Source organism: Paenibacillus peoriae KCTC 3763, assembly GCF_000236805.1.
GTDB classification, from domain to species: Bacteria; Bacillota; Bacilli; order Paenibacillales; family Paenibacillaceae; genus Paenibacillus; species Paenibacillus peoriae.
Genome location: NZ_AGFX01000038.1, coordinates 1 through 22,348 on the forward strand (window position 1 = coordinate 1; position 22,348 = coordinate 22,348).

17 protein-coding genes are annotated in these 22,348 nt (G+C 48.7%); 3 read left to right on the top strand and 14 right to left on the bottom strand.

The annotated features are described in order from the left end of the window. Window positions 1-137: 137 nt before the first annotated feature. The 11 genes from KQI_RS0119160 to KQI_RS0119210 form a co-directional block, all read right to left on the bottom strand. A complete protein-coding gene (locus KQI_RS0119160) occupies window positions 138-1,748 on the bottom strand; it encodes an FAD-dependent oxidoreductase (protein WP_029390243.1) in 1,611 nt (536 codons plus the stop codon). Between the two features lie 25 nt (window positions 1,749-1,773). Continuing rightward, window positions 1,774-2,739, bottom strand: coding sequence for an ROK family protein (locus KQI_RS0119165; protein WP_050543726.1), 966 nt, complete (start codon window positions 2,737-2,739; stop codon window positions 1,774-1,776). Between the two features lie 165 nt (window positions 2,740-2,904). Beyond that, window positions 2,905-3,744: a MurR/RpiR family transcriptional regulator gene (locus KQI_RS0119170; protein ID WP_010348497.1), complete on the bottom strand. Its 840-nt coding sequence runs from the start codon at window positions 3,742-3,744 to the stop codon at window positions 2,905-2,907. Then, window positions 3,722-4,441, bottom strand: a complete 720-nt coding sequence (locus tag KQI_RS0119175; protein WP_029390244.1) for an N-acetylmannosamine-6-phosphate 2-epimerase — start codon at window positions 4,439-4,441, stop codon at window positions 3,722-3,724. The genes KQI_RS0119170 and KQI_RS0119175 overlap by 23 nt, the downstream gene beginning before the upstream one ends. A 5-nt stretch (window positions 4,442-4,446) precedes the next feature. Then, window positions 4,447-5,988 (bottom strand): DUF4127 family protein, encoded by a 1,542-nt coding sequence (locus KQI_RS0119180; protein ID WP_029390245.1) that lies wholly within the window; start codon window positions 5,986-5,988, stop codon window positions 4,447-4,449. A gap of 107 nt (window positions 5,989-6,095) precedes the next feature. Further along, window positions 6,096-7,886, bottom strand: coding sequence for a protein O-GlcNAcase (locus KQI_RS0119185; protein ID WP_010348500.1), 1,791 nt, complete (start codon window positions 7,884-7,886; stop codon window positions 6,096-6,098). A gap of 52 nt (window positions 7,887-7,938) precedes the next feature. Then, complete coding sequence (locus KQI_RS0119190; RefSeq protein ID WP_010348501.1) at window positions 7,939-8,829, bottom strand: carbohydrate ABC transporter permease; 891 nt, start codon at window positions 8,827-8,829, stop codon at window positions 7,939-7,941. Beyond that, the gene (locus tag KQI_RS0119195) at window positions 8,829-9,710 is read right to left on the bottom strand and encodes a carbohydrate ABC transporter permease (protein WP_010348502.1); all 882 of its coding nucleotides are present in this window, start codon (window positions 9,708-9,710) and stop codon (window positions 8,829-8,831) included. The genes KQI_RS0119190 and KQI_RS0119195 overlap by 1 nt, the downstream gene beginning before the upstream one ends. Window positions 9,711-9,774: 64 nt before the next feature. Further along, window positions 9,775-11,049 carry an ABC transporter substrate-binding protein gene (locus tag KQI_RS0119200; protein WP_010348503.1) on the bottom strand — a complete coding sequence of 425 codons (1,275 nt, stop codon included), beginning with the start codon at window positions 11,047-11,049 and terminating at the stop codon, window positions 9,775-9,777. Window positions 11,050-11,244: 195 nt separating this feature from the next. Next, window positions 11,245-11,808, bottom strand: a complete 564-nt coding sequence (locus KQI_RS0119205; protein WP_010348505.1) for a DUF420 domain-containing protein — start codon at window positions 11,806-11,808, stop codon at window positions 11,245-11,247. A 301-nt stretch (window positions 11,809-12,109) separates the two neighbouring features. Beyond that, window positions 12,110-12,385 carry a GNAT family N-acetyltransferase gene (locus tag KQI_RS0119210; protein WP_010348506.1) on the bottom strand — a complete coding sequence of 92 codons (276 nt, stop codon included), beginning with the start codon at window positions 12,383-12,385 and terminating at the stop codon, window positions 12,110-12,112. A gap of 164 nt (window positions 12,386-12,549) precedes the next feature. Between KQI_RS0119210 and KQI_RS0119215 the strand changes: the two genes are divergently transcribed. Beyond that, window positions 12,550-13,500 carry an ATP-dependent DNA ligase gene (locus KQI_RS0119215; protein ID WP_039774598.1) on the top strand — a complete coding sequence of 317 codons (951 nt, stop codon included), beginning with the start codon at window positions 12,550-12,552 and terminating at the stop codon, window positions 13,498-13,500. A gap of 110 nt (window positions 13,501-13,610) precedes the next feature. Next, window positions 13,611-14,153, top strand: a complete 543-nt coding sequence (locus KQI_RS0119220; RefSeq protein WP_010348508.1) for a MarR family winged helix-turn-helix transcriptional regulator — start codon at window positions 13,611-13,613, stop codon at window positions 14,151-14,153. A gap of 132 nt (window positions 14,154-14,285) precedes the next feature. On the opposite strand, the gene KQI_RS0119225 is transcribed toward KQI_RS0119220, so the two are convergent. Further along, a complete protein-coding gene (locus KQI_RS0119225) occupies window positions 14,286-15,221 on the bottom strand; it encodes a manganese-dependent inorganic pyrophosphatase (RefSeq protein ID WP_029390247.1) in 936 nt (311 codons plus the stop codon). Window positions 15,222-15,578: 357 nt separating this feature from the next. On the opposite strand from KQI_RS0119225, the gene KQI_RS0119230 reads away from it, so the two are divergent. Then, the gene (locus KQI_RS0119230; protein ID WP_010348510.1) at window positions 15,579-19,859 is read left to right on the top strand and encodes a S8 family serine peptidase; all 4,281 of its coding nucleotides are present in this window, start codon (window positions 15,579-15,581) and stop codon (window positions 19,857-19,859) included. 83 nt (window positions 19,860-19,942) lie between these two features. On the opposite strand, the gene KQI_RS0119235 is transcribed toward KQI_RS0119230, so the two are convergent. Further along, window positions 19,943-21,433 (bottom strand): sensor histidine kinase, encoded by a 1,491-nt coding sequence (locus tag KQI_RS0119235; RefSeq protein ID WP_010348511.1) that lies wholly within the window; start codon window positions 21,431-21,433, stop codon window positions 19,943-19,945. Then, window positions 21,430-22,116: a response regulator transcription factor gene (locus KQI_RS0119240; protein WP_010348512.1), complete on the bottom strand. Its 687-nt coding sequence runs from the start codon at window positions 22,114-22,116 to the stop codon at window positions 21,430-21,432. The genes KQI_RS0119235 and KQI_RS0119240 overlap by 4 nt, the downstream gene beginning before the upstream one ends. Window positions 22,117-22,348: the final 232 nt, after the last annotated feature.

Sequence of the window (22,348 nt, forward strand, 5' to 3'; positions counted from 1 at the left end):
CTGTTTTGTTGTCAGCTAAAATAATATATCACAAACCCAAACAACTTAGCAAGCACTTTTTTTGAATTTTTATTACTAGGCCGAATTCCCCTTCTCCGCTTCATTAAACTCAGCCAAGGGGCTAGTTGCCCCTCGCTTTAGCTGGTGACTCCCTCCGGCTCAAATACCTCAGCAGGCCAATGTAGCTCCACTCCCTGGCGAAGAAGGCTGTTTTGAAACCGTCCCAGACGTTCTGATGATTCGCTCACTTCATTTGGATATATTCCGTTAGAAACGCAGTAAGCCGCCAGACTTCCAGCTGCTTCTCCTATGTTCCACTCTGTAGGATGCAGACGATAGCAGCCATTTGCGATTTGGGTCATCCCTATATTTTTACAAGCAGGAAGCAGATTACGTACTCTTATCGGTATAAGAGAGCCCAACGGGATTTCATAAGGATAGTTAGGGATATAAAATGTCCGTTGAGATACCGTAGTCGGATGAAGATCTAAATGATAGCTGCCAACACCTACACTGTCTACATATCGCTTGGGCCCTTCCTCTCCCCGCAGCTCACGGCTTACATCAAACTCTGATATCGTATACTTAGCCTGAATCCGGCGTGACTCGCGAATATAAGCTGTTTTAGCCAGACCATCCGAGGTGCCAAGAAAATCTCCTCGTGGCCGAATTCCCGGATAACCGAATCCTCCATCCAACCGGGGGGCTTCGGTCTGAAGCCAATAGATTAATGACCGAGTCAACTCACGCGCTCCTTCTCGATGTCTTGCCTGCTCCTGAGCGGTGACACCGATCAACGGACCGAGGTAATAATCATTTTGCGCCCAGTTTAAAAGAGTAACCTCACCATCATTTAACGGTTCGCTCCATATGGAGGGATCTACAATACGGCGATAATCCCATAAGGATACGATGCCCTGATCATTAGGAAATAATGTGAACCGTTTTAGTTTGCTGGTATCATCTGCGTCTGTCGCGAACCAGCTTAAAATTGGGAACCGCGAAAAAGAAGGGATATAATTTCTCCAGAAATCATATTGTTGCGGCCGCTCTATAATGAAGTTTCCTTGGGGAATATAATCCACAGCAGCCACATGTGTGATAGATTGCATATCCAAAGGATCAGCACACTTCAGTCCATGTGGCTCACCCGTAGCTTCCCGCGACTCCGCTCCACTCGTATGCTCCACTCCCGCCAGAGGAAGAAGATCGCCACACTCCGTCGCATCCAAATAAAACGCTCCGCACAGCACGCTAACTCCACACTTATGATCAGGGTTATTGAGGGTACGAACGGTTACAGAAGTAATACAGTCCCCATCCGTCTGAGCGGCAACTGGCACGGTGTGATAATATACACGAACGCGCCCTGTATTCAGATAAGGAGCAAGCATATCCTCAAGCACCCGCAAAGCTACTCGTGGTTCATGGGCCAGACGACTGACCCAGCCGTTGCCAGGATTGAGAATGGGATCATTATGGGCTTCTTCCGTTAACGGATAGTTCTGACGGTAATAATCCCGTACACGATTTCGGAACTCGCGGTATGTCGCTGTGCAGCCAAACTGTTCGATCCATCGATGCTCATCCGGGGGAACAGCCTGTGAAGTTAGCTGTCCTCCCAACCAATCCGTTTCCTCCGTCATGATAACTCTCATGCCAGCCTTCGCTGCCGCAAGCGCTGCCGATGTCCCCCCCAGACCTCCGCCAATCACAACGATGTCGGTATCAAGCCGATTTTGCGTCATGGTTTGTTCCCCTTTCATGCTCGCGCTAAGTCTCCGCTATTTCAAAAGCAAGCCGTGCGGCACCTATAATGCCAGCGCGATTGCCGAGCAACGCCCGACTTACTTCCGTTTTAACTCCCATCAGGTGCAAATGCTTTTCCAGCAAGGGCCACCAGACTTCTCCCGCGTCTGCCACTCCCCCGCCTACAATAATCGCCTCAGGATCAAGCGTCACCGAAATATTAGCCAAAAGCACAGCTAAATCTGCGGTGTATTCATCCAGCACCCGGATGGCCTCCAGGTCACCGCGAGCGGCCTCCTGCATGATCTCGTTCCCCGAGCGGTAGAGCCTGCCCGTGTATTCCGTGCCCCGCCGTAACAGGGCTGTGCCCGATACATACTGCTCGGCGCAGCCTTTTTTTCCGCAATTGCAGGGGAGACCGCCCGGGAATAAAATACTGTGTCCCCAATCACCGCCGCTCCAATGAGCCCCTCTGCACAGGAGGCCATGCTCCATAAATGCACCGCCGACACCTGTTCCCAAGGTGAGCATAGCCAGGCGCTGCTTGCCCTTTCCCGCTCCCTGCCACGACTCTCCAAGCAAAGCGGCGTTCGCATCATTATCAGCAATGGCGCGTACAGCCAGCTTTTCTCTAGCCCACGTTACCAAGGATGTACCCTGCCAGCCAGGCAGGTTGTCGGTGGCATATACAACTTCACCGCTCTCAACATTGACTCTGCCTGCGGTGGCAATTCCCAGAGCGTCTATACCCATATTTACGCTGGTGTCTCCAAAAGAACGCATCAGTCCATATACCGACTCGGACACCCGCGATAATACCCATTCACGTCCACGGGAAGCGTCTGTATCCAGTCGGATTTCATCAAGTACAGCTCCATCCCGTGCCACAAGGGCAGCTTTCACCGATGTACCTCCAATGTCAATACCAATGACTCTGTTCACAGCATCTGCCACCACAGCGTCCTCCTCATTGCCCCACAATATAGACATACAGCCTTTTCCCGTAAACATTTTTGCATAAACCTTTCTTAAGGTAGCTGCCTTGTATTTCATTCACACGTTGGTGTTGAATCGAAATACATAGTAGCAACTCATATACCAATACAAAAACAAGCCATGAATCAGGGAGAGAATACGATATTTCAAATTAAAATCTCAATAGCTGCGCTCAATAACCGCCCTCGCTGTTTTTTCCTTCATCTGCTTGGTGTGATTGGTGCGCTTGCGTGCAAGTCCTTCACAGAGGAGGTCAATCACGAATAGCTGTGAGATTTTAGCACCAATCGAGCCGCCCTCCATCGGGGCTTCCTTGCCTGCGGTCAACAACACGATATCTGCAATAGAGGTGATTGGCGATTTTGCATAATTCGTAATTGCGATAACTGTTGCACCGTTTTGCTTGGCCTTGTACAGCATGTCGTTCGTATCCAGCGTACTTCCCGATACACTGATGCCGATAGCCACATCCCCGGGCTTCATGGACACCGCCATCATCGACTGAATATGACCATCTGCCACAGCCTCGGCGCGCCGCCCGATTCGTAAGAAGCGGTTTTTGGCATCCTGCGCAGAAATCCCTGAAGCGCCTACACCAAAAAATTGGACATAGCCCGCCTGATCGAGGCACGCTATCGCGCGTCCAAGCTCTGAATGGTCTAGAAGCCCCATGCTGGAGTGCAAAATATCGAGCATGTTGTGATACACTGTGCGGGTGATATCATGTTCATTATCCGGGTCAAAGCTTTCCCCGCCTATATCGGTTTTGCGATAAGTTTGGTTTTGTGCCAGGGACAATCGGAAATCCTGATAGCCTTTGAAACCAATCTTCCGGCAAAAACGCATGACGGTCGTTTCACCTGTGCCTGCAAAATCAGCCAGCTCTGTTACGGAGAAATAGATGATATCTGCGGGACGCTCCAGTACGCACAAGGCGACTTTTTGCTCCGATTTTGTTAATGAAGGAAAATACGTGTTAATCCTGTCGTTCATCTCCATAGATGCTGTTCACTGCCTTCCTTGCGGCATCGGCAAACCGCTGCGTAATCAATTGAGGTCTGGTAATCGCCGAGCCTACAACCACTGCATGTGCACCCAGCCGAAATGCTTCCTCGACCTGTGCCGGATCATGGATTCTGCCCTCTGCAATTAAAGGAACGGGAACCAATTCCGACGCTCTTCGAACCAGTTCCAGATCAGGGCCATCCATCTGAGCAGAGTATGGCGTATAACCAGACAATGTTGTGGATACGCAGCCTACACCAAGGGAAGCCGCATGAAGCGCCTCCTCCAATGTCGATATATCCGCCATGGAAGTTACTCCATGCTCATGGGCGTAATCTATGAGCCGCTTGAGCTTGCATCCTCCCGGACGCGGACGCAGTGTGGCATCCAGCGCGATGATATCCGCGCCCGCCTCAACCAGTTCCTCCATCTCACGAAGAGTCGGCGTAATGTAAATATCAGAATCATCATAATCTCGCTTAATCAAACCGATGACTGGCAAAGAAAGCGCCTGTTTGATCGCTCGCACATCCGCTGCGCCATTGGCGCGAATCGCTACAGCTCCGCCCTGCTGTGCGGCAAGCGCCATTTTGACCATCAAGTCCGCTCCATGCAGCGGTTCATCTGGAAGCGCCTGACAGGATACAATCAGACCATGCTGCACTTTTGATAGCACACCTTCTATTTCTATGGGGATCACCCTCTCTCCTCGGCATAATGCCGTACGGTCAAGCCGACTTCAAAGGTGCGGTTCCACGGCATATAGCAATCTGTTATTTCCACGCAGTCCTCCGGCCCGTTCACATACTCCTCAAGCGCCCGCTGCAGCCGCCCGCGAATAACCGCAGCAACCGAGCCCCTCTGTCCATCGAGCATAAACTTGTTAAAGCCCATCTGTTCCACAATTCCATTATTCATAGCGGTACGCACTACAGCGCAATAACAGGCATCCTCGGTATAACGCAACGCCAGAAAATCCAGATGCTCCTCCGTGGGTCCATAGTGGGTATACAGCATCGACTGTGCGATGACGGTTCCAAGCGTATTGGAGCTTGTATTCCAGCCTGCATAGCCTGCCAGCTTAAAAAGCAGTCCTTTTTGCTTCAATAGTCTAAGCAGCTTGAGATCTGCACCATTGGCATAGCCTACATCAGCGACGGCAATGTTTTTGCCCTCATAATGCAGCATGTGAGCACCGTATTCGACCAGCTCTACTACATTCCGATGTACATCATATCCGGCCATTGCACGCTGCTGGGATGAAGCTTCTGCCATCGTATCGCCAGGGGTATTAGCCAACAAAATCAAATCAGCCTCCGCTGCTGAGGAAGCAATCAGCCCACCTGCTGCCATAATCTGATATTTTAAGGTTTCATAAAAGTAGCGATCCTCAAAAAGCGGAACAACGAATGCCCCTTGCAAGGCGGACAAGCGGGGATATATCAGCGGTACAGCCTGATTCGCCTGGTTAACCCAACGCGCCAGCAACGTACATCCTACCTCGTCTGCTCCTGGATACATATACACGTTTAAATCTAGAGCGAGTTCGGAAATACGACTTCTTAGCTGCTGCTGATCCTTGGCGGTATAGCCATAGGGGGCCGAATCATCCTGCGGAATAATCATAAAATCAATGACACCCTCTGCTACCAGCTCCAGTGCTGCTTCATTGGCCTCCAAATTCACACGGCGACGACCCAAATAATCCCCTAGTATTTCTACAGGCAAACGTCGGTTGATATCAGCTAGTTCAAGCAGTTCCTCCGGGGTAGCGATTCCCAGTTCCTGACGATGCTCAATGAAGCCCTTCCTGAATATCTCGCGGCCCCAATCAGCGTAGTAATCCGGTTCTTCGTCAGCCAAAGAATATTGCGGGCAACGCATAATCAGTTGAAATGCGTATAGCGTCAGCTGTGGATATAGCTGTTTGAGCCTGCGAAGGCGATTCACCCTGCCTCTGATCTGCTCACTCGTCATTTCATGCAATCGAGAAGGTACAATTCCACCGTACAGCAACGTATCCATCGCAATAATGGCTCCATCAGTTGCAGCCGCACGTTCTTCGAGCCATGCCCATAGTCTGGCCGTATCGCCGGGGGTTTTCTTTTGTCCCATCCATTCCAATGGAGGCCGCTCCATTTGCAAGTCGGTGCCCTGGGCCAGTAAATAAGGAAATTCATAATTACAGGGCCGTTCATCCAGCGGCACAAAAAGCACACGGGTGTTTGACTTCACCAACACGCTCCACCTCTCCTGAAAATTACTGTTATACTTACGGCTATGCTCACAGCGGTCATGATTTTCAGAGCAATTACGCTGTCTGGGTTCTTTTCAACAGCTAAAGTCTATAGATTAAGCCGATATTTGCCCGGCTCATCCTGATCGACGTAGCCCCACTGCTCGGCAGCACGGATGGCCGGATTACTTCCCAGCCGAGCCTTCGCTTCCAGACAAGCGGTAATGCCGCTTCGCAGCTTGGCAATGGCTTCGTCCCTCAACGGCGGTGGCTCTTGCCCGCCAGTCACTTCGCTTTGCGTGCCGCTCCCCCGTGACCGGACATCATCCTGCCGCCCGCTGCTGAGCACGGCTTGTCGCAGCACTCGCCACAGGCTCACGTCCAGTTCGGCGCGCTCCAGCCACGGTGCAGCCTGGGACGCGAACCCGGCCGCAGGGTCATCGGCCGGTACGCTCCGCAGAGCGTTCACGGCCTGAAGCAGCCGCTCAAAGTACATATCCAGCGCAGGGATGTCGCGGGATTGCAAGGCAAAATCCACGTCCTCATACGTGCTGCCGCCCAGGCGGCTGTTCCTGTTTTGACGACAGAAAAACATGAATTCTTCCGTGCGCTCACCCGCCAGCTCACGCGCAGCCCATGCCCAAGAGAGTTCCGGCATGTACCGCTCACTGTTCCACATGTAGTGGGCCATCGTAATGAGCGTCACTTTGGAGCACTCCCACTGATTCATCGGATTGGCCACCATCCCGGTATGTCCACAGTCCGGAAGCCTGGAATACCGTCCGCGCAGTGGATCGAGGAACAAGCGATCACGATCGCAATCATTTACCGGGATGTTATCCCACAGCCATAGCTCATGCCCAAAGAATGCATGATTCTCAGCGGCATGCTCTCGACTAATCTGCGGGGCAAAAACAAAGTACCCTGTCCAAAACACTTTAATGTCCGGGTGCAAGCGCTCACGGAAATCCTTTTTATATTCCGTATCCCAATACGACCAGTACTCCGAAGGACATACCGTCAGTGTAAACTCAGGCAGCCGCTCGGTCAGCCATGTATGCACCTTGTTGGTCAAAAAGACATGAGCGTGACCCGAGCGACCCAGCAAATGTCGGTTTTCCCCTTTTAGCACATAATCAATATCATCCATTAAGACAGCAAAGTGCCGTACGCCAATAGCCATCACAGCCGCCAGCTTTTCCGTCAATCTGACAAAATCCTCATCGCTGCCAAAGCTCAGATCATTCCCTGGACTGATACAGTAATGAAAATCAACCTCATTCCGGTCGCAGGCTTCTTTTAATTCGCGGATCTGATCAAATGTATCCTCAGGATACGGCTCCCGCCATAGCCCGCGATGATACGGATCATCCTTGGGGGCATACATAAACGTGTTCATACGATGCGCAGCCATAAAACAGACGGCATCCAGCCGATCTGCGAAGCTCCACGGCTCTCCGTAAAAGCCTTCAATAATTCCTCTGACCGGAAATGAAGGCTCATCCCGAAGAGATAGCACCGGCAAAGTACACCGCTTCTGTTCAACCTGAAGCAGGAGATGCAGGGCATCCATGCCGTATTTGAGCCCTCTTTTATTGGGAGCATGGATTTCAATCCGGCCCTCCTTCTGAATCTCCAGCCGATATCCGTCTGCAACGAGCGTTCCATCATACTCCAGTACCAACTGCACGCTGCCTCGTGTTTCAGTCGGCACGCCCGGTCCCGGAGGTAAAATCAGCTTGATCGGTCCCTCGGGGTCCAGCACACCTTCATACTCCTGATTCATCGCAAAGCGAGAGGACAGTTCACAAACTAGACGCGGTTCAGGTACAACCAGCTTTTCTCCACTGTCATACACATCCCGAAAATAATATTGAATCTCCTGCGGTGTTAGTCCCATTGCAATCGCCTCTCCTTCCATTCACGGGCTATCCGTAGCGGGGATTTCCAGCCTAGCCCTTCACCGCTCCTGCCAGACCTTCCATATAGTAGCGTTGTGTAAACAGGAACAATATAATAATCGGCAGCACTGAAATCATCGTGCCCGCTGCAATCCAGCCGAAGTTATAGGCAAATTGACCGTTGAGATAGGTGAGCGCAGCCGCCAGCGGGTATAGTTCCGTGTCGTTCAAAATAACGATAGGCCACAGAAAGCTGTTCCAGAACGACATGGCCTCCAGCAAAGAAATCACGGCGAGCGCCGGCTTCACCAACGGAAGCACCAGCTGCCACCAAATTCGAAACTCCGAAGCGCCATCCATTTTGCCGGAATCACGCACATCGGTAGGAATATGAATAAACGTCTGCCGCATCAGAAAAATGTTAAACACAGAGACCGCTCCGGGCAGTACCACACCCAAATAGGTGTTACCCAGATGAAGTCCTTGAATGGTCAAATAATGCACAATAAATGCGGTGTAAGAAGGAATAATCATCGTGGCAATCAGCAGTGTAAACACCAGATTTTTACCCTTAAAATGAAATACGGCCAAGGGATATCCTGTCAGGCTGGCGAGTATTACATTAAGCACAACACCCAGCACTGTAATAATCACCGTATTCAGGATATACATTGGAAAATCCATAAACTGCCATACCTGAACGTAATTGTCAAAATCAATAAAGGTCGGGAAAATGGCGGGCGGCGATGAAAAAATGTTACGACCCGGCATGAGCGATACGCTAAGTAGCCACAGAAATGGTCCCATTAAAAAAAGAGCGAGCAGCACCAGCAATACATAGATTACCGTCATTCTCACAATTCGCCCCAGTTTGCGCATGATCCGGCTATTTTCATCTCTCGGAAGGGGTGAGTGTAGCTTTTTGTCATTCTTTAGACTCATCAATAGGGATTGACACCACCTTTCCTATTGAATCGAAATACGATAATACTGAACACCGCAATCACTGCGCCGACAATCAAGCCGAGCGCCGAGGCATAACCAAAGTTAAATTGCTCCATCCCTTTTTGGAAAATATACAAGCTGGAGGTTAATGTGGCCGTTCCCGGTCCACCCTTGGTCAGCACATACACTTCGTCGAATACACGAATAGCCGCCATAAGCGAAATGAGTGTGCAAAACAGGATGTAGGGCCTTAATAACGGGAGGGTTATATGAACGATCAGCCGCCAGCGGCTTGCCCCATCCACTCTGGCCGCTTCGTACAGATCTTGTGGAATGTTCTGTAAACCTGCCAGATAGAGCATCATATAATACCCGAGTCCCTTCCACAACGTGATGAACATGAGTACATACAAGGCTAAATTACTGTCCGATAACCAGTGTATCTCCCTGCTGATTATGCCGACCTTGATGAGCAGATAGTTCACAACGCTGTTATTGCCCAGCAGCCAGCTCCAAATTAAGGCCACCGCTACCATGGAAGTTACGACAGGAATGTAATAGGTGGTTCGAAATATTTTAATGGCCGGTATACGACTGTTCACCAGCACGGCCATCAGGATGGAGAAAATCTGAAGAAAGGGAACAATGAGCACATACACTAATGAGTTCCAGATCGAAATGAGGAAGTTGCGGTCCTTAAACGCTGCCTCAAAATTAGCCAGACCGACATAATGGGTATCCGATATGACCGAATAGTCCGTCAAGGCCAGCGGGATGCTGTAGATAATAGGCCAAAATACAAAGACGGCAAGCAACAACAGTCCCGGTGTCATGAAGGCCCAGGCCGTAAAGGATTCCGACCTCAACCATTTGATCATGCTGCATCACCACCCGTTTTTGATAAATGAGCAGGGGAGTATTCACTTCACTCCCCTGCTGAGCCTACTGCTTTAAAATGTCATTCACTTCCTTCTCCAAAGCGGCAAGCGTCTCCTTCGTGTCCGTTCCGTTCAATATTATATTTTGGAAGGCACGTGTAACAGCGCTGTTCACGTCCTTGGCATTAGGCACACCGACCATGTAGTCTGTCGCCTTATCCAGGCTTTGCGCAGATACCACTTTCGCCTGTGCTTCCAGTGATTGGTCTGACTGTGTGAAGTACGGATCTTTAATGGAATCCTTCGTGGAAGGCAGCGTATTAGCCGCTTTGGAAAAAGCCGTCTGGCTCTCCGCATTTGTCAGGAAAACGGCAAACTTCACCGCTTCATTCACATGTGCAGACTTGGTGGGCACGACCAGATTCATGGAGTTGGATAGCCGCACATCGGCTTTACCTGTAGGTACAGGAACGGCGATCGTGTTCTTATATACGTCCGGCGCAGCCGTTTTGATAAAATTGATAAACGTTGGGCCTGCCAGCTCGAAGGCAACCTGCTCTCCGGCATAATATTTCACTTGCTGTGCAAAATCAGCGTCTTCTTTAAGGATGACTCCATCTTCCATTTGCTTTTTTAGATTATCGATCATAGTGACCGCTTCTGGTGTATTGAACGCAGCGGCCGTCTTTTCTTTATTCAAAATTGGAATACCATCTATGGCAAAAAGCTTGGATACAAGCTGCTGCGCATAACCTGCTTTACCTAATTTTCTGTTGACCTGGCGGCCCCATTCAGACAGCTCCTCCCGAGTTTTGGGCGGATGGGCAGGGTCCAATCCGGCAGCCTTCACCAGCTTCGTATTCATGTAAAGCACTTCCGTACCCGTATACCAAGGCAACGCGTAAGCCTTTCCATTAATGACTGTGGAATTATAGATACCTTCGAAATAAGCAGCCTTCTCCTCCGGGGACAAGTACTCATTCATATCAACAACAGCACCCTTGGAGCCCATTTGGCTGGCGAATTCCGTATTGAGATTGACCACATCCGGACTGCTCCCGCTAGCAATACTCGTCAACAGCTTGTTGGTCACCGCATCGTAAGGGTAGTCCTTCCAGTCAATTTTGACATCGGGGTTCTTCTGCTCATAATCGGCAATCACTCGGTTGAAATACGGGGTAAATGTCGGTTGTAGCGCAATCGTCCAAAATTGCAGTGTCACTTTCCCTTCGTTTACGTTTTCCGGTTTTGAGCTTCCGCCACCGCAGCTGCTTAGCAGTACAACCAGCGCCAGCATAGATACAAGCAACCGCAACCTGCCTTTCGCTTTCTTTGTCACATGGTGACCCCCTTGTTCTAGTTGATTAAGGTAAATTATAACAGAAATGCCGGTAGAGAAGGAACGTTTTTTCAATAAAATTAATTAAGAAGGAATAATTTTTCTTTTATATAAGCATAAAAAAGACGCCTCTGACAGCAGAGACGTCTTTTTTCCTTCATTGAACCTACAGTGGGTTGAATCAAGGTTTAACGCTTAATAATAAGGAGCCATGAACACGTACACGAGTACCCCGGTCAAGCTGACATACAGCCAAATTGGCATGGTCCAGCGCGCAATTTTACGGTGCTTGGCTACCTGCATGGTCCATCCCCAAACAACTGTGAACAACGCCAACGGTACGATAATCGCAGCCAGGATACTATGGGAAATCAGCAGCGTAAAGTAGATCGGCCGAAGAATACCCACCCCGCCATATTTTGCAGTGTCCGGCGAAATGTAGTGGAAGGTCAGATAGGAGAATAAAAATAAAACGGTACTGGCAAAGGCCAGCAGAATAAAGACTTTATGCACCTTGATGTTCTTTTTGAAAATAGCAATCAGCGCAGCCACCAGAAAAATAAAGGTGAAGCTGTTAAAAATCGCATTTAGCCTTGGGAAAATCGTAATGTCAAAGCTTACACCGCCCTGATATCCGATCGGCGAAAAGAATAGCAGCAAAATAATCACGTTGGCTATAATGGAAACGGTGATAATCAAGGCTGTAAAATTACGATTGCTCGTTGGAACATACTGCTTGTCCTCACTCGCTTTACTCATAATAAGCGTCTCCTTCGTTTAAATTCTGGTTTTTATTTTCTGTCGTAGTCATAACCTTAATATATTATATAGAACTCATGATCAGCCTGTGAAGTGACAACAGTATGAACAATTTCACAGCTATTTGTCCAAAAATGTGCTTCACCATCTTAGGATAACCTGTTACTTCCATATATAAGCACTGAAATCCATTTACTGCTCACACTTTATCCACGCCAAAAAACACCGGAAGGTCTGATTACCTGTGATTACCGATCCGGTGTTGTGCAAAATATATATCCAAGACACGTTTATCTCCGCATTATTGCTGCCAAACGTCACTGTATTCGTGATGGCGCTTGAACAAGGCCAACGCGTATGAGCAAGCCGGGACTACTTTTTTATGCTGATCCCTGGCCATATCAACCACTTTGTCAATCAGCTCCATACCGATTTTTTGCCCTCGCAACTGCTCCGATACAAATGTATGGTCAATAACCAAAGCGTGGTCATCTAAGGATCTATAGCCGACTTCTGCAACCACCTGTCCATCCTCCACCATGACTACTGCATGTTCCTCCTCGCGAATCTCCCTCATGAAACCAATCCCCTTTCTGCCTGAAAAAATCCCGTAATGCAGGATATCCTTATCATTCCCCGATTGGCAGACCAGTGAAACATCTTGTACATAAAAAAAGGCCTGTCGTCGAAACTAGGAGTATTGGAAAAAGGCAAGAGGAGGTATTGTATTTGTGTACGGAAATGAAGCCGATCATCCCGTTTGAACCGGAGCAGAGCCAAAAAATCCCTGCAGATAACGAGCGTTGGCGTTACGAAATAAAATGGGACGGCACGAGAATTTTGACGTATCACGACCATGGCAACACGCGTCTGTTCAACCGCAAGCAGCATGAACGAACGCCTCTGTACCCGGAACTTGCTCCATTCTCCTCCTACTGTCAGGCAAATTCGGTTATACTGGACGGGGAAATGATCGCACTCGGTGCCGATGGCAAGCCATCATTCCATGAAATCATGCGACGCGATCTGATTCGCCGAACGGATCGGATTCAAACAGCCTATAAAGCTGTGCCCGCCACCTATATGCTGTTTGATATTGTTTATCTGAACGGGGAGTGGGTTCATCGCAGGTCGTTGCAAGAAAGGCTTGATCTGCTACAGCAGATCATTATACCAAGTGAACGAATTCAACTGGCTCCTGCCCATCCTGACGGACAAGCACTATTTCAGGTCATGTGCAGCCAAGGCATGGAGGGCATTGTATGTAAAAGGTTGGACAGCTCATATACATTGGGTGGGCAGGACGGACGATGGATCAAGGTCAAAAATTATGGTGATATCATTGCCGTCATCGGAGGCTATACCCTAAACGGCGGCGTTATTAATGCTGTACTGCTGGGTCAGTATGATAAGCAGGGAAAGCTGCGATACATCGGACATGCAGGTACGGGTAAGCTGACTCGGGAAGATTGGCGTCAGCTTACCGAGCGCCTAATGCCGCACACGATTTCAGAGCGACCTTTTGTCAATAAACCGGATCGTCATCAAGACGCAATTTGGGTGCAGCCCATGTATACCGCCAAGGTTCAATATAGTGAGTGGCGATGGCAAGAAGGACGCACCCTTCGCCAGCCCTCCATACAAGCCTTTGTCAATCAGGACATTGAACAGTGCATCGGCCCTTGGATATGACGCTTGGCAGATACATTTCAAAAAAATGCGGAATAAAGTTTGTATAAATCATTGCAACCAGTGGTTAATTAAATTACAGTTAACTAATTAACTACATCGAGGTGAATCGTATGTTCTTTTTCTTGGACTCCGAAATACGTCAACTGGCTTATAATTTGTTTCCGGGTGGCAATAAGCCGATTGGTGTTTTAGTGGATTTATTTTCCATAACATATGAAATACGTAAAAACATGGAGAAACGCTCACGTGAATTTGGTCTCTCCTACGGGCAATATATAGCGCTTTGTGTACTCTCTGCGCAAAGGGATGAAATGTCTTCTCCTTCTAGCTTGGCTGAAAAGATGGGTGTAAGCCGGGCAGCAATCAGTTCTATGGTTATTTCCCTTGAACAGGATGGATACATTAACAAGTATGATGATCCCAATGACAAACGAGGCGTGTTTGTTTCCCTGAACGACAAAGGGAGAGGAAAGATTAAACAAATGGACCCTTTTTTCATAGGACTAGCTTCCCGTTTGATGTCGGACTTTAGTGAATCGGAAATTAACCAGTTTCAAACCTATTTATCTCGCGTACGTTCCGCCTTTGAAGATGTTAAAGGCTACGGCCTGACAGACCCCAGAATGACGGGAGACAAATGGTATGAAGACTAAAGAAAAAATAAGCCTCCTGCTCCACCTGCTTTGACGCAGTTGGGTTCAAAAGGCTTATTTTTAAATGGCAGCTAACACATATCGAGAGCCAAAATCGCCCCGCGTGTAGCTTGCCATCCCAATCTATGAAAATTACAGACTGTTAAAGGCGTCTGTCAATACAGGGACGATTTGCGATTTGCGGGATACAACGCCTTTCAGAACAGCTTTGTTGTCGTCCAGCTGCACATTGTAGGCTTTTTCAACCGCTTGTGCTTGGCTTCCCAGCGCAATACCAACGGAATCACTGTTCACGATATCCGTTACGACGAACAGGAACAAATCCAGGTTTTTGGCTTCTATGGTTTGGGACAAGGCAGCTTCCAGTTCAGCTTGACGGGACAACACGTCGTTTACGTCTACCGCGTTCACTTGTGCAATTTCCACTTTGCGTCCATTCATCTGGAATTCCTTTGCATCCAGACTTACCAGCTGCTCAATCGTGTGACCGCTCAAATCAGCACCCGCTTTAAGCAAATCAAAACCGTAACGATCTGCATCTACACCAGCAATTTCAGCCAGTTCACGAGCAGCAGCTACGTCTTGATCGGTGCAAGTTGGGGATTTGAACAGCAGGGAATCCGATATGATCGCAGACAACATCAAACCTGCGATTTCTTTCGGAATCGCAACACCGTTTTCCTTGTAAAGCTTGTTCAGAATGGTAGCTGTGCAGCCCACAGGTTCAGCACGGAAGTATAACGGCTGGCTTGTTTCAAAGTTAGCGATCCGGTGATGGTCGATGACTTCAGTTACTGTTACTTTGTCAATATCAACAGCACTTTGCTGGCGTTCATTATGATCGACCAGAATGACGCTGTCTGTTTCCACAGCAACCTGCTCAACCAGACGCGGTGCGCTCACTTTGAAATAATCCAGTGCATACTGCGTTTCCCCGTTTACCTCACCCAGACGAACCGGCTCTACGTCCGCACCCAGTTTGGTTTTCAAATGTGCATAAGCAATAGCTGAGCAAATGGTATCCGTATCCGGATTTTTGTGCCCGAAAATCAACGTTTTTGCCAACATAATCGACTCCTTTGCGTTAAGCATTTTACATGATTGTGAAACTCAACAATTCCAATGCAGATTATATCATTAAATCTCGCATTCTCCCATTCCCCTTCGAACAATTTCAAAAATAATCTAGTAAATTCATAACATTTCCATGGAATATATACGTGAATCCCCCTTTTTTCTAAAAATATTAAAAACATATAGTAATATATCCCACCCGTATGGTAATATATGCCTCAAAACTGGCAAGTTAGTCACCAGTGGTCAATTCTATTAATTCAGCTATTAAGGGAGGCGTAAGAACAGGGGCAGTGGCTTCAAATCCTAGTATGTAGACATATCATATTTTGATTGAAAAGAGGGAAATCTTTGAAAAAGCCGATCGTTTTGAGAAAGATACCTATCGTATCACTCGCTCTTGCCTTGACGGTAAGCTTGTCTTTGCCGTCCATCAGCTCTGCTGCTACCGCAGATCTGCAAACCGGTTCGTTTTTGAAGGCTCAGGAAGCATTAACAGTCGAGGCAGCTCCGGCCTTCATCTCGCCAGAGCTGAGCACGGACTCTTCCCGCCAGGTCAGAGTCATTGTGCAGCTTGATGGTGAGCCTATAGCCGTAGACAAATATGCGGCACGGACAGGCACTCAAGCCTTCACTGCTCAATCTGAGCAAAAAGCCGAATCCGCTATCGCCACGGAGCAATCAACGTTCGTGGACAAAGCCGCAGAACACGGTATTTCTCTTCAGGTGAATTACCAATACAACACAGTGCTTAATGGCCTGGAGGTCACGCTGCCAGCCAATAAAATTCCTGAATTGGCTAAACTGCCAGGTGTAAAATCCATTCACGAAAACAAAACATATTATTCGATCCCCGTACAGGACCCACCAACACTTACAGCCAATGAAGCAACCTATGACAATGCACCGCTGGATCAAATTGGTGTTCCCGAAGCCTGGGCCAAAGGATTAACAGGTGAAGGAATCAAGGTCGGGGTTATCGATACCGGTGTCGATTATGAGCATCCGGATTTGAAAGCGGCTTACAAGGGTGGATATGACTCTTTTGAGCAGGATAACGATCCTTACGAGGAACCGTTACTTAATAAAGAGAACGACCCGTATGGCACAGGTTTTAGCGGAACAACACACGGTACTCACGTCTCCGGTACAATTGCCGGCCAAGCCGCGAATAAAGCCTCGGAAATTGTGCAAAAAGGGATTGCCTATAAATCGGACTTATACGTTTATAAAGTACTTGGACGCAACACCGAGACGGGCCGTTCCTCCGGTTCCTCCGCACAGGTCATTGACGGTATTGAACGTGCTGTCAAAGACGGCATGAACGTCATTAACCTGTCACTTGGCTCCGACTCTGAAAAAGACCCGAACTCCCCGGACTCCATTGCCATCAATAATGCTGTGCTTTCCGGCGTAGTTGCGGTCGTTGCAAACGGTAATGCTGCGCAAAACGGGAACTATTACTATTCAATGGGCTCCCCTGCAACAGCCCAGCTAGCAATTTCCGTCGGTGCAGCCACTTCACCTAGCCATAGCTATTCAAATAAAGCATCGGTTAATCTTGTAACCTATGGTAATGATGAAAAACTGATGACAGTTACATCAGATACCTATTACCATCTTAATATGATGGGTTGGCAAACATTTCATGAGGATTTTGCTTCTATTTTAGGGACAGAACCATTGGAAGTAGTGTATGCCAATTTGGGATATCCGGATGATTTCACTTCTAAAGATGTAAAAGGTAAGGTTGCAATCGTATCCCGTGGCGCCTTGGGCTTCGTAGAAAAAATCGCGAACGCACAACAAAATGGTGCGAAGGCTATTATTATTTTTAATGGTCAAGCGAAATTTGACGACAGCACTCAAGCCAATCTGAACGAATCTATCCCTAGTTACGACGGTTACATTAATTCAAATCAAGGTGACGGCGTGGATTACATCCCTACCTTTGACATGGTAGGAAAAGAAGGCCGCGCGCTGGCAAGACAAATCATTGAGCGTCAAAACAACAAACAAAAATTCTTTATTACTTTTGGAAAAGATTATCATCGTACTGACAATTCCGGTAATACCATGGCCGGATTCAGCTCCCGTGGACCAAACGGAGATGAGCTGCTGAGCATCAAGCCGGATGTAAGTGCACCGGGAGTTAACATTATGTCAACCTACCCTGCCTTTGCCAAGTTCTATCCAGATGCTTCTTATGAGTATGCTTACAAACGCAGTAACGGAACCAGTATGGCCTCCCCACATGTGGCTGGACTGGCAGTGCTACTGAAGCAGCAGCATCCAAACTGGACACCTTTCGATATCCGTGCTGCTCTCGCAAACACTTCGGTTACACTTTTCGATGAGAATAAGACCCAATATGATGTGTATTCCCAAGGTGCAGGCCTTGTAAACATCGCAAATGCGATTCAGACGCCAGCCCTGCTGGAAACTGTCGAAAAGATTACGATTCTCGACAAAAACTTTAATCGGCAGGAGGTTGTGAATTACAATCCTTCCGCCAGCTTCGGACTAATGCGGCCTGGTAGTGCTGCAAAGCAAATTCAGCTTCAGCTCAAAAACCTGTCGGCCAACCCTGTACAGTACGAAGCCAGCTACGTTTTGCATAATAATGTAACCTCTGATCCTACTAAACCCATCACCACACCTGACGTGAGCAACATTGCCGTGCAGCTGCAGGGTGTCGGCGCGAATGGCGCAATCTCGGCAGAACCGGGTAAATCACAACCGTTCTTCCTGTCTGTACAGCCAAATTCGAGTGCAGCCACAGGTGTATATGAAGGGGAAGTTATTCTGAAAAGCGCCGGACTGCCTACACTGCATCTGCCATTCGTCGTTCATGTCGGCAAAGAAAATCCGGCAACAGGCTTCGGCTTGCAGGAACTGAGTCTCACCAACCCGATTATTTATCCAAATCAAACGGGTGCCAAACGCTCAACAGACCTGGCTTTCCGCCTGACCACGGATAAAACCAACCTGATTGCGCTTTATGTATACGGTCTGGATGATAAGCTCATCGGCCAGATCGATGGGATTACAACTTCCAAGGAAGAAGGCAGCAATGCCCGCCTCAAACAAGGCGCATACTCCTTTAAGGATATTGACGGAAGCTATATTGAATTGGATTCCAATGGAAGACCTGTTCTGGACGCTAGCGGCCAGCTCACCATTCAGCATTTGAAGGACGGCGTATATAAGCTGGGAGTTAATGCCCCGGAACTGAATGCAAAAGGCGAAGTTGAGTTCAATACAGATGGCCCTAAATTCTTCACCGCTATGATATCTATCCGAGTGGATAACACTTCTTCCGGTAGTAACGGCGGCGGAGGCGGAGGCGGTGGTGGCAGAAGCAATACGACACCTTCTGCTGCAGCCAACACATCCACTCCTGTCGCTACATCTGCTCCTTCACTTCAAACTGTAGTGAAGCAAGGACAGACTGTAAAAGCTGTAACTACAACTATTGTGTTAAATAATAATGTTCAGTCGCTGACAGTAACCGATGCAGACTTGCAGGCTGCTGTAACCGCAGCGGGCTCCAGCCCAACTGCTATCGTATTGTCGGCTGCCAGTCAGGCAGGACAAACAACCAAAGCAGTGCTCACTTCCGCACAGTTGGCAACGCTGGGTAAAGCTCCGGCAGGAAGCAGCCTGATTGTGAGCAATACAGGTTCCTCCTTGGCTTTGCCGATATCTGCCCTGAAAAATGCTCCTGCGGGTGCAAACCTTGAAGTGGTTATCAGCAGCCAGGTGCAGGAAAGCAGCATATTTACAGGCAAACTGAAAGGCTCGACTGTCATTGGTACACCGGTAGGGTTTGAAGCTAACGTTATTGCTGACGGCAAGAGTCAACCACTCAAAGTTGCTCCAGGGCAGTTTATTACCCGTTCCTTTACCGTACCTGGGCAAATTGAGCCGAATACAGCCGGTGTGCTCTATGCAGCGAACGGAAACGTCTACCCGGTTCCATCCGTCTTCACCAAGCAGGCAGATGGGTCTACCGTTGTCAAGGTAAGCCGTCCGGGCTTCTCGACGTATGCGGCTGCAACGCGTCCCGTTAGCTTTGAAGACATTTCATCGTCATATGCGCAATCCGAAATTCAATCATTAGCGAACAAACTGTTGATTAACGGTACAACCGACACGACCTTCTCACCAAAGAAGAACGTGACACGTGCGGAATTTGCGGCTCTGATCACCCGGGCACTTGGCCTGACACCAGGCACTGCTGCCCCATTCAGTGATATTCCTGCTGGTAGCTGGTATATCGGCGATGTGGCAGCCGCTTATGAGGCCGGATTGGTTACAGGCCGCAACAGCGACAAGTTTGATCCGAACGCTAATATCAGTCGTCAAGAAATTGCTGTCATTCTGGGTAAAGCTGTAGACCTGCTTCAAATTAAAGCGGCCGTCACTGGCCCTGCACGTACACCATATCATGATGCTTCATCCTTTGCAGGCTATGCCAAGGACAGCATTGAAAAAGTGAGTGCAGCAGGTATTATCAACGGAGAAACGATTCAAAACTCCTCCTACTTCAAACCAAATGCACCTGCAACACGTGAGGCATCCGCTAAAGTGCTGCATGTGCTTTTACAAAAAGCTGCACTGATTAACTAACAACTCAAAAGCCTCCCGAGCCGTGTAACAAGTAAAGCTGCGGTTCGGGAGGCTATTTTTAGCTTGCGCCATCATGTGCAATACTATACCGTTCCTGCCAAAGGCAGCGTTACTTTGAATACACTACCGACTCCCAGTGTACTTTCGGCTGTGATGTTTCCGCCGTGCGCTTCCACGATAGACTCTGTAATAGCCAAGCCAAGCCCCGCTCCGCCCGAGCTGCGTGTACGTGATTCATCTCCACGATAAAATCGCTCAAATATCCGCTCCAGCTGTTCTTGACTCATGCCTGGTCCATTATCACGAATTTGGATATCCGCCAACTTCTTGCTGGCGGATAAATTTACATGGATCACACCGTTTGCCAGGTCCGTATGCTGAACAGCATTGTGAAACAGATTGAGCACCACCTGCTTGATTTTATCCCCCTCTGCCAGCACCCGTACACCTGCCGTCGTATCAAAAGACACCTTACGCGTGCCTGCCAGCATGAGAAGCTGTGGTTTCATTTCCAGCAGCAACCCATCCAGCGATATGCATTCCAGCTTCAACTCCGGCGTTCGGTCCAGCTTAGCCAGCAATAGTAAGTCGGAGACAAGCTTATTCATCCGCTTGGATTCTCCATACATACTTTCCAGTGCGGACTGAAGCTGCTTGGGATTAGCTGCCGCCCCGCGAAGCAATACCTCCAAAAAACCGTGGATCGACGTGAGCGGGGTTCGCAGCTCATGAGAAGCATCCGCTATGAATCGTCTCATCTGCATCTGCAACTCCCGCTCAGCAGCAAATGAATGCTCCAGCCGTTCCAGCATTCCATTAAATGAAACCGCCAACCGGTCCACTTCATACTGGCCCTGCTCGGCGTCAAAACGCTCGTCCAGATTCCCGGCATCAATACGTTTGACTGCCTCAACCATCCGCGAAAGGGGCACCAACGTACGGCGCAGTACAGGCAGCATGAGGGCCAGACCAATCGCAAGCGCAATCAGTGACAATAAAATAAAGGTACGGAGCTGATTAATCAGCTGCTCTTGCATGGAAGTCGTGGATACGCCCATTTGAAGCAAACCTGACGAGCGGTCAGGTGGACCAAGCGGGCGGAACACAACCAGTTGCTCATTCCCCTGAGCATCCGTGATCAATTGATAGCCATGACGCATGCGCTTGTCCTGCTGCATTGCTTGATACTGCTCAGTGGTGAGACGCGGTGGGTTAAGTCCGTTTTCACTGGACAAGCTCCGGAAGGTTCCATCTGTGTCTATAGCTGCGAGCGACATATCCGGCCAAAACAGAAACGGCCCCGGCCGATTATCCCTTCGATTGTTTCCTCCCTGGGGAGCAACACCCCCGCTCTGCTCTTGCGAGTCCCTAATCAATAAATCAGCAGGAATTGAGTTTAACTGCGTTCCCATAGCATCTGCACGACTCCGATACAGAAAATCTTTCATCAGAAAATATTGTAGAAAGCCGATCAATACAAGCATCAGAGCCAAAATAAGTAATGTTCTGGCTAAAAGCTGGGACCGAAGAGAACGGAGTCCATATTTGCTCCGATATTTGCCCCCCGCCTTCATAGCAGATCCACACGGTATCCAACACCGCGCAGCGTACGAATGACCCGATGCTCCTTATCTTTAAGCTTTTCACGCAACGAGCGAATATACACCTCAACAATATTATCCTCGCCCCCAAAATCGTACCCCCATACCCGGTCCAGAATACGGCTTTTACTCAAAACAATACCGTGGTTCAGCACCAGAAACTTCAATAGTTCATATTCGGTAGGCGACAGCTCCAGCACTTGACCCTGATAGCGAATCTCCTTGCGGCGATCATCCACTTGAAAGGGGCCGTGAACCACTTCCCCCAGCAGATCGGGAAACTGGTTGCGCAAACGCGCTTCAATGCGAGCCAGCAGCTCATTAAAGCTAAAAGGCTTTACAACATAATCGTCCGCGCCGAGTTTTAAGCCCTTCACCCGATCATCCACATCATCCTTGGCTGTCAGCATGATGACCGCGATATTATCCTCCGTCTCCTTGAGACTTTGACATACCTCGAAGCCATTCATTTCAGGCATCATGACATCCAGTACCGCTACATGCGGACGAAACTCTCTTGCCAGATCCACCGCATCACTCCCATTCTCGGCGGTTTTGACTTCATATCCTTCATTAATTAGTCCAAGCTCTAAAAATTGCAAAATATGGGGCTCATCGTCGGCCAGCATAATTTTAACTCCGTGTATTGGTTTCATGGTTAATCTTCCCTTTCATAACGTCGCATTTTTTCCCCTATAAAAAGTCGGTTCATTTTTACCTGTATCTAATATACCTGAATCCCGCCGTAAAAAAAGCACCTCTGATAAGCTTTCAGCTAACGTTCAGGGAGCGCTCATAACCAATTAAGGTACGTCTGGCATGATAATAGCAAGCCGGTAGTTCACCGGGCCAAGATCAGAAGCGACTGGTCATTCCGCAGTCCTGAAG

Excerpts from the sequence above, each read along its gene's own strand:
- KQI_RS0119160 (WP_029390243.1), bottom strand. The coding sequence starts at position 1,748 with ATGACGCAAAATCGGCTTGATACCGACATCGTTGTGATTGGCGGAGGT.
- KQI_RS0119165 (WP_050543726.1), bottom strand. The coding sequence starts at position 2,739 with ATGTCTATATTGTGGGGCAATGAGGAGGACGCTGTGGTGGCAGATGCT.
- KQI_RS0119170 (WP_010348497.1), bottom strand. The coding sequence starts at position 3,744 with ATGGAGATGAACGACAGGATTAACACGTATTTTCCTTCATTAACAAAA.
- KQI_RS0119185 (WP_010348500.1), bottom strand. The coding sequence starts at position 7,886 with ATGGGACTAACACCGCAGGAGATTCAATATTATTTTCGGGATGTGTAT.
- KQI_RS0119190 (WP_010348501.1), bottom strand. The coding sequence starts at position 8,829 with ATGAGTCTAAAGAATGACAAAAAGCTACACTCACCCCTTCCGAGAGAT.
- KQI_RS0119195 (WP_010348502.1), bottom strand. The coding sequence starts at position 9,710 with ATGATCAAATGGTTGAGGTCGGAATCCTTTACGGCCTGGGCCTTCATG.
- KQI_RS0119205 (WP_010348505.1), bottom strand. The coding sequence starts at position 11,808 with ATGAGTAAAGCGAGTGAGGACAAGCAGTATGTTCCAACGAGCAATCGT.
- KQI_RS0119210 (WP_010348506.1), bottom strand. The coding sequence starts at position 12,385 with ATGAGGGAGATTCGCGAGGAGGAACATGCAGTAGTCATGGTGGAGGAT.
- KQI_RS0119215 (WP_039774598.1), top strand. The coding sequence starts at position 12,550 with ATGAAGCCGATCATCCCGTTTGAACCGGAGCAGAGCCAAAAAATCCCT.
- KQI_RS0119220 (WP_010348508.1), top strand. The coding sequence starts at position 13,611 with ATGTTCTTTTTCTTGGACTCCGAAATACGTCAACTGGCTTATAATTTG.
- KQI_RS0119225 (WP_029390247.1), bottom strand. The coding sequence starts at position 15,221 with ATGTTGGCAAAAACGTTGATTTTCGGGCACAAAAATCCGGATACGGAT.
- KQI_RS0119235 (WP_010348511.1), bottom strand. The coding sequence starts at position 21,433 with ATGAAGGCGGGGGGCAAATATCGGAGCAAATATGGACTCCGTTCTCTT.
- KQI_RS0119240 (WP_010348512.1), bottom strand. The coding sequence starts at position 22,116 with ATGAAACCAATACACGGAGTTAAAATTATGCTGGCCGACGATGAGCCC.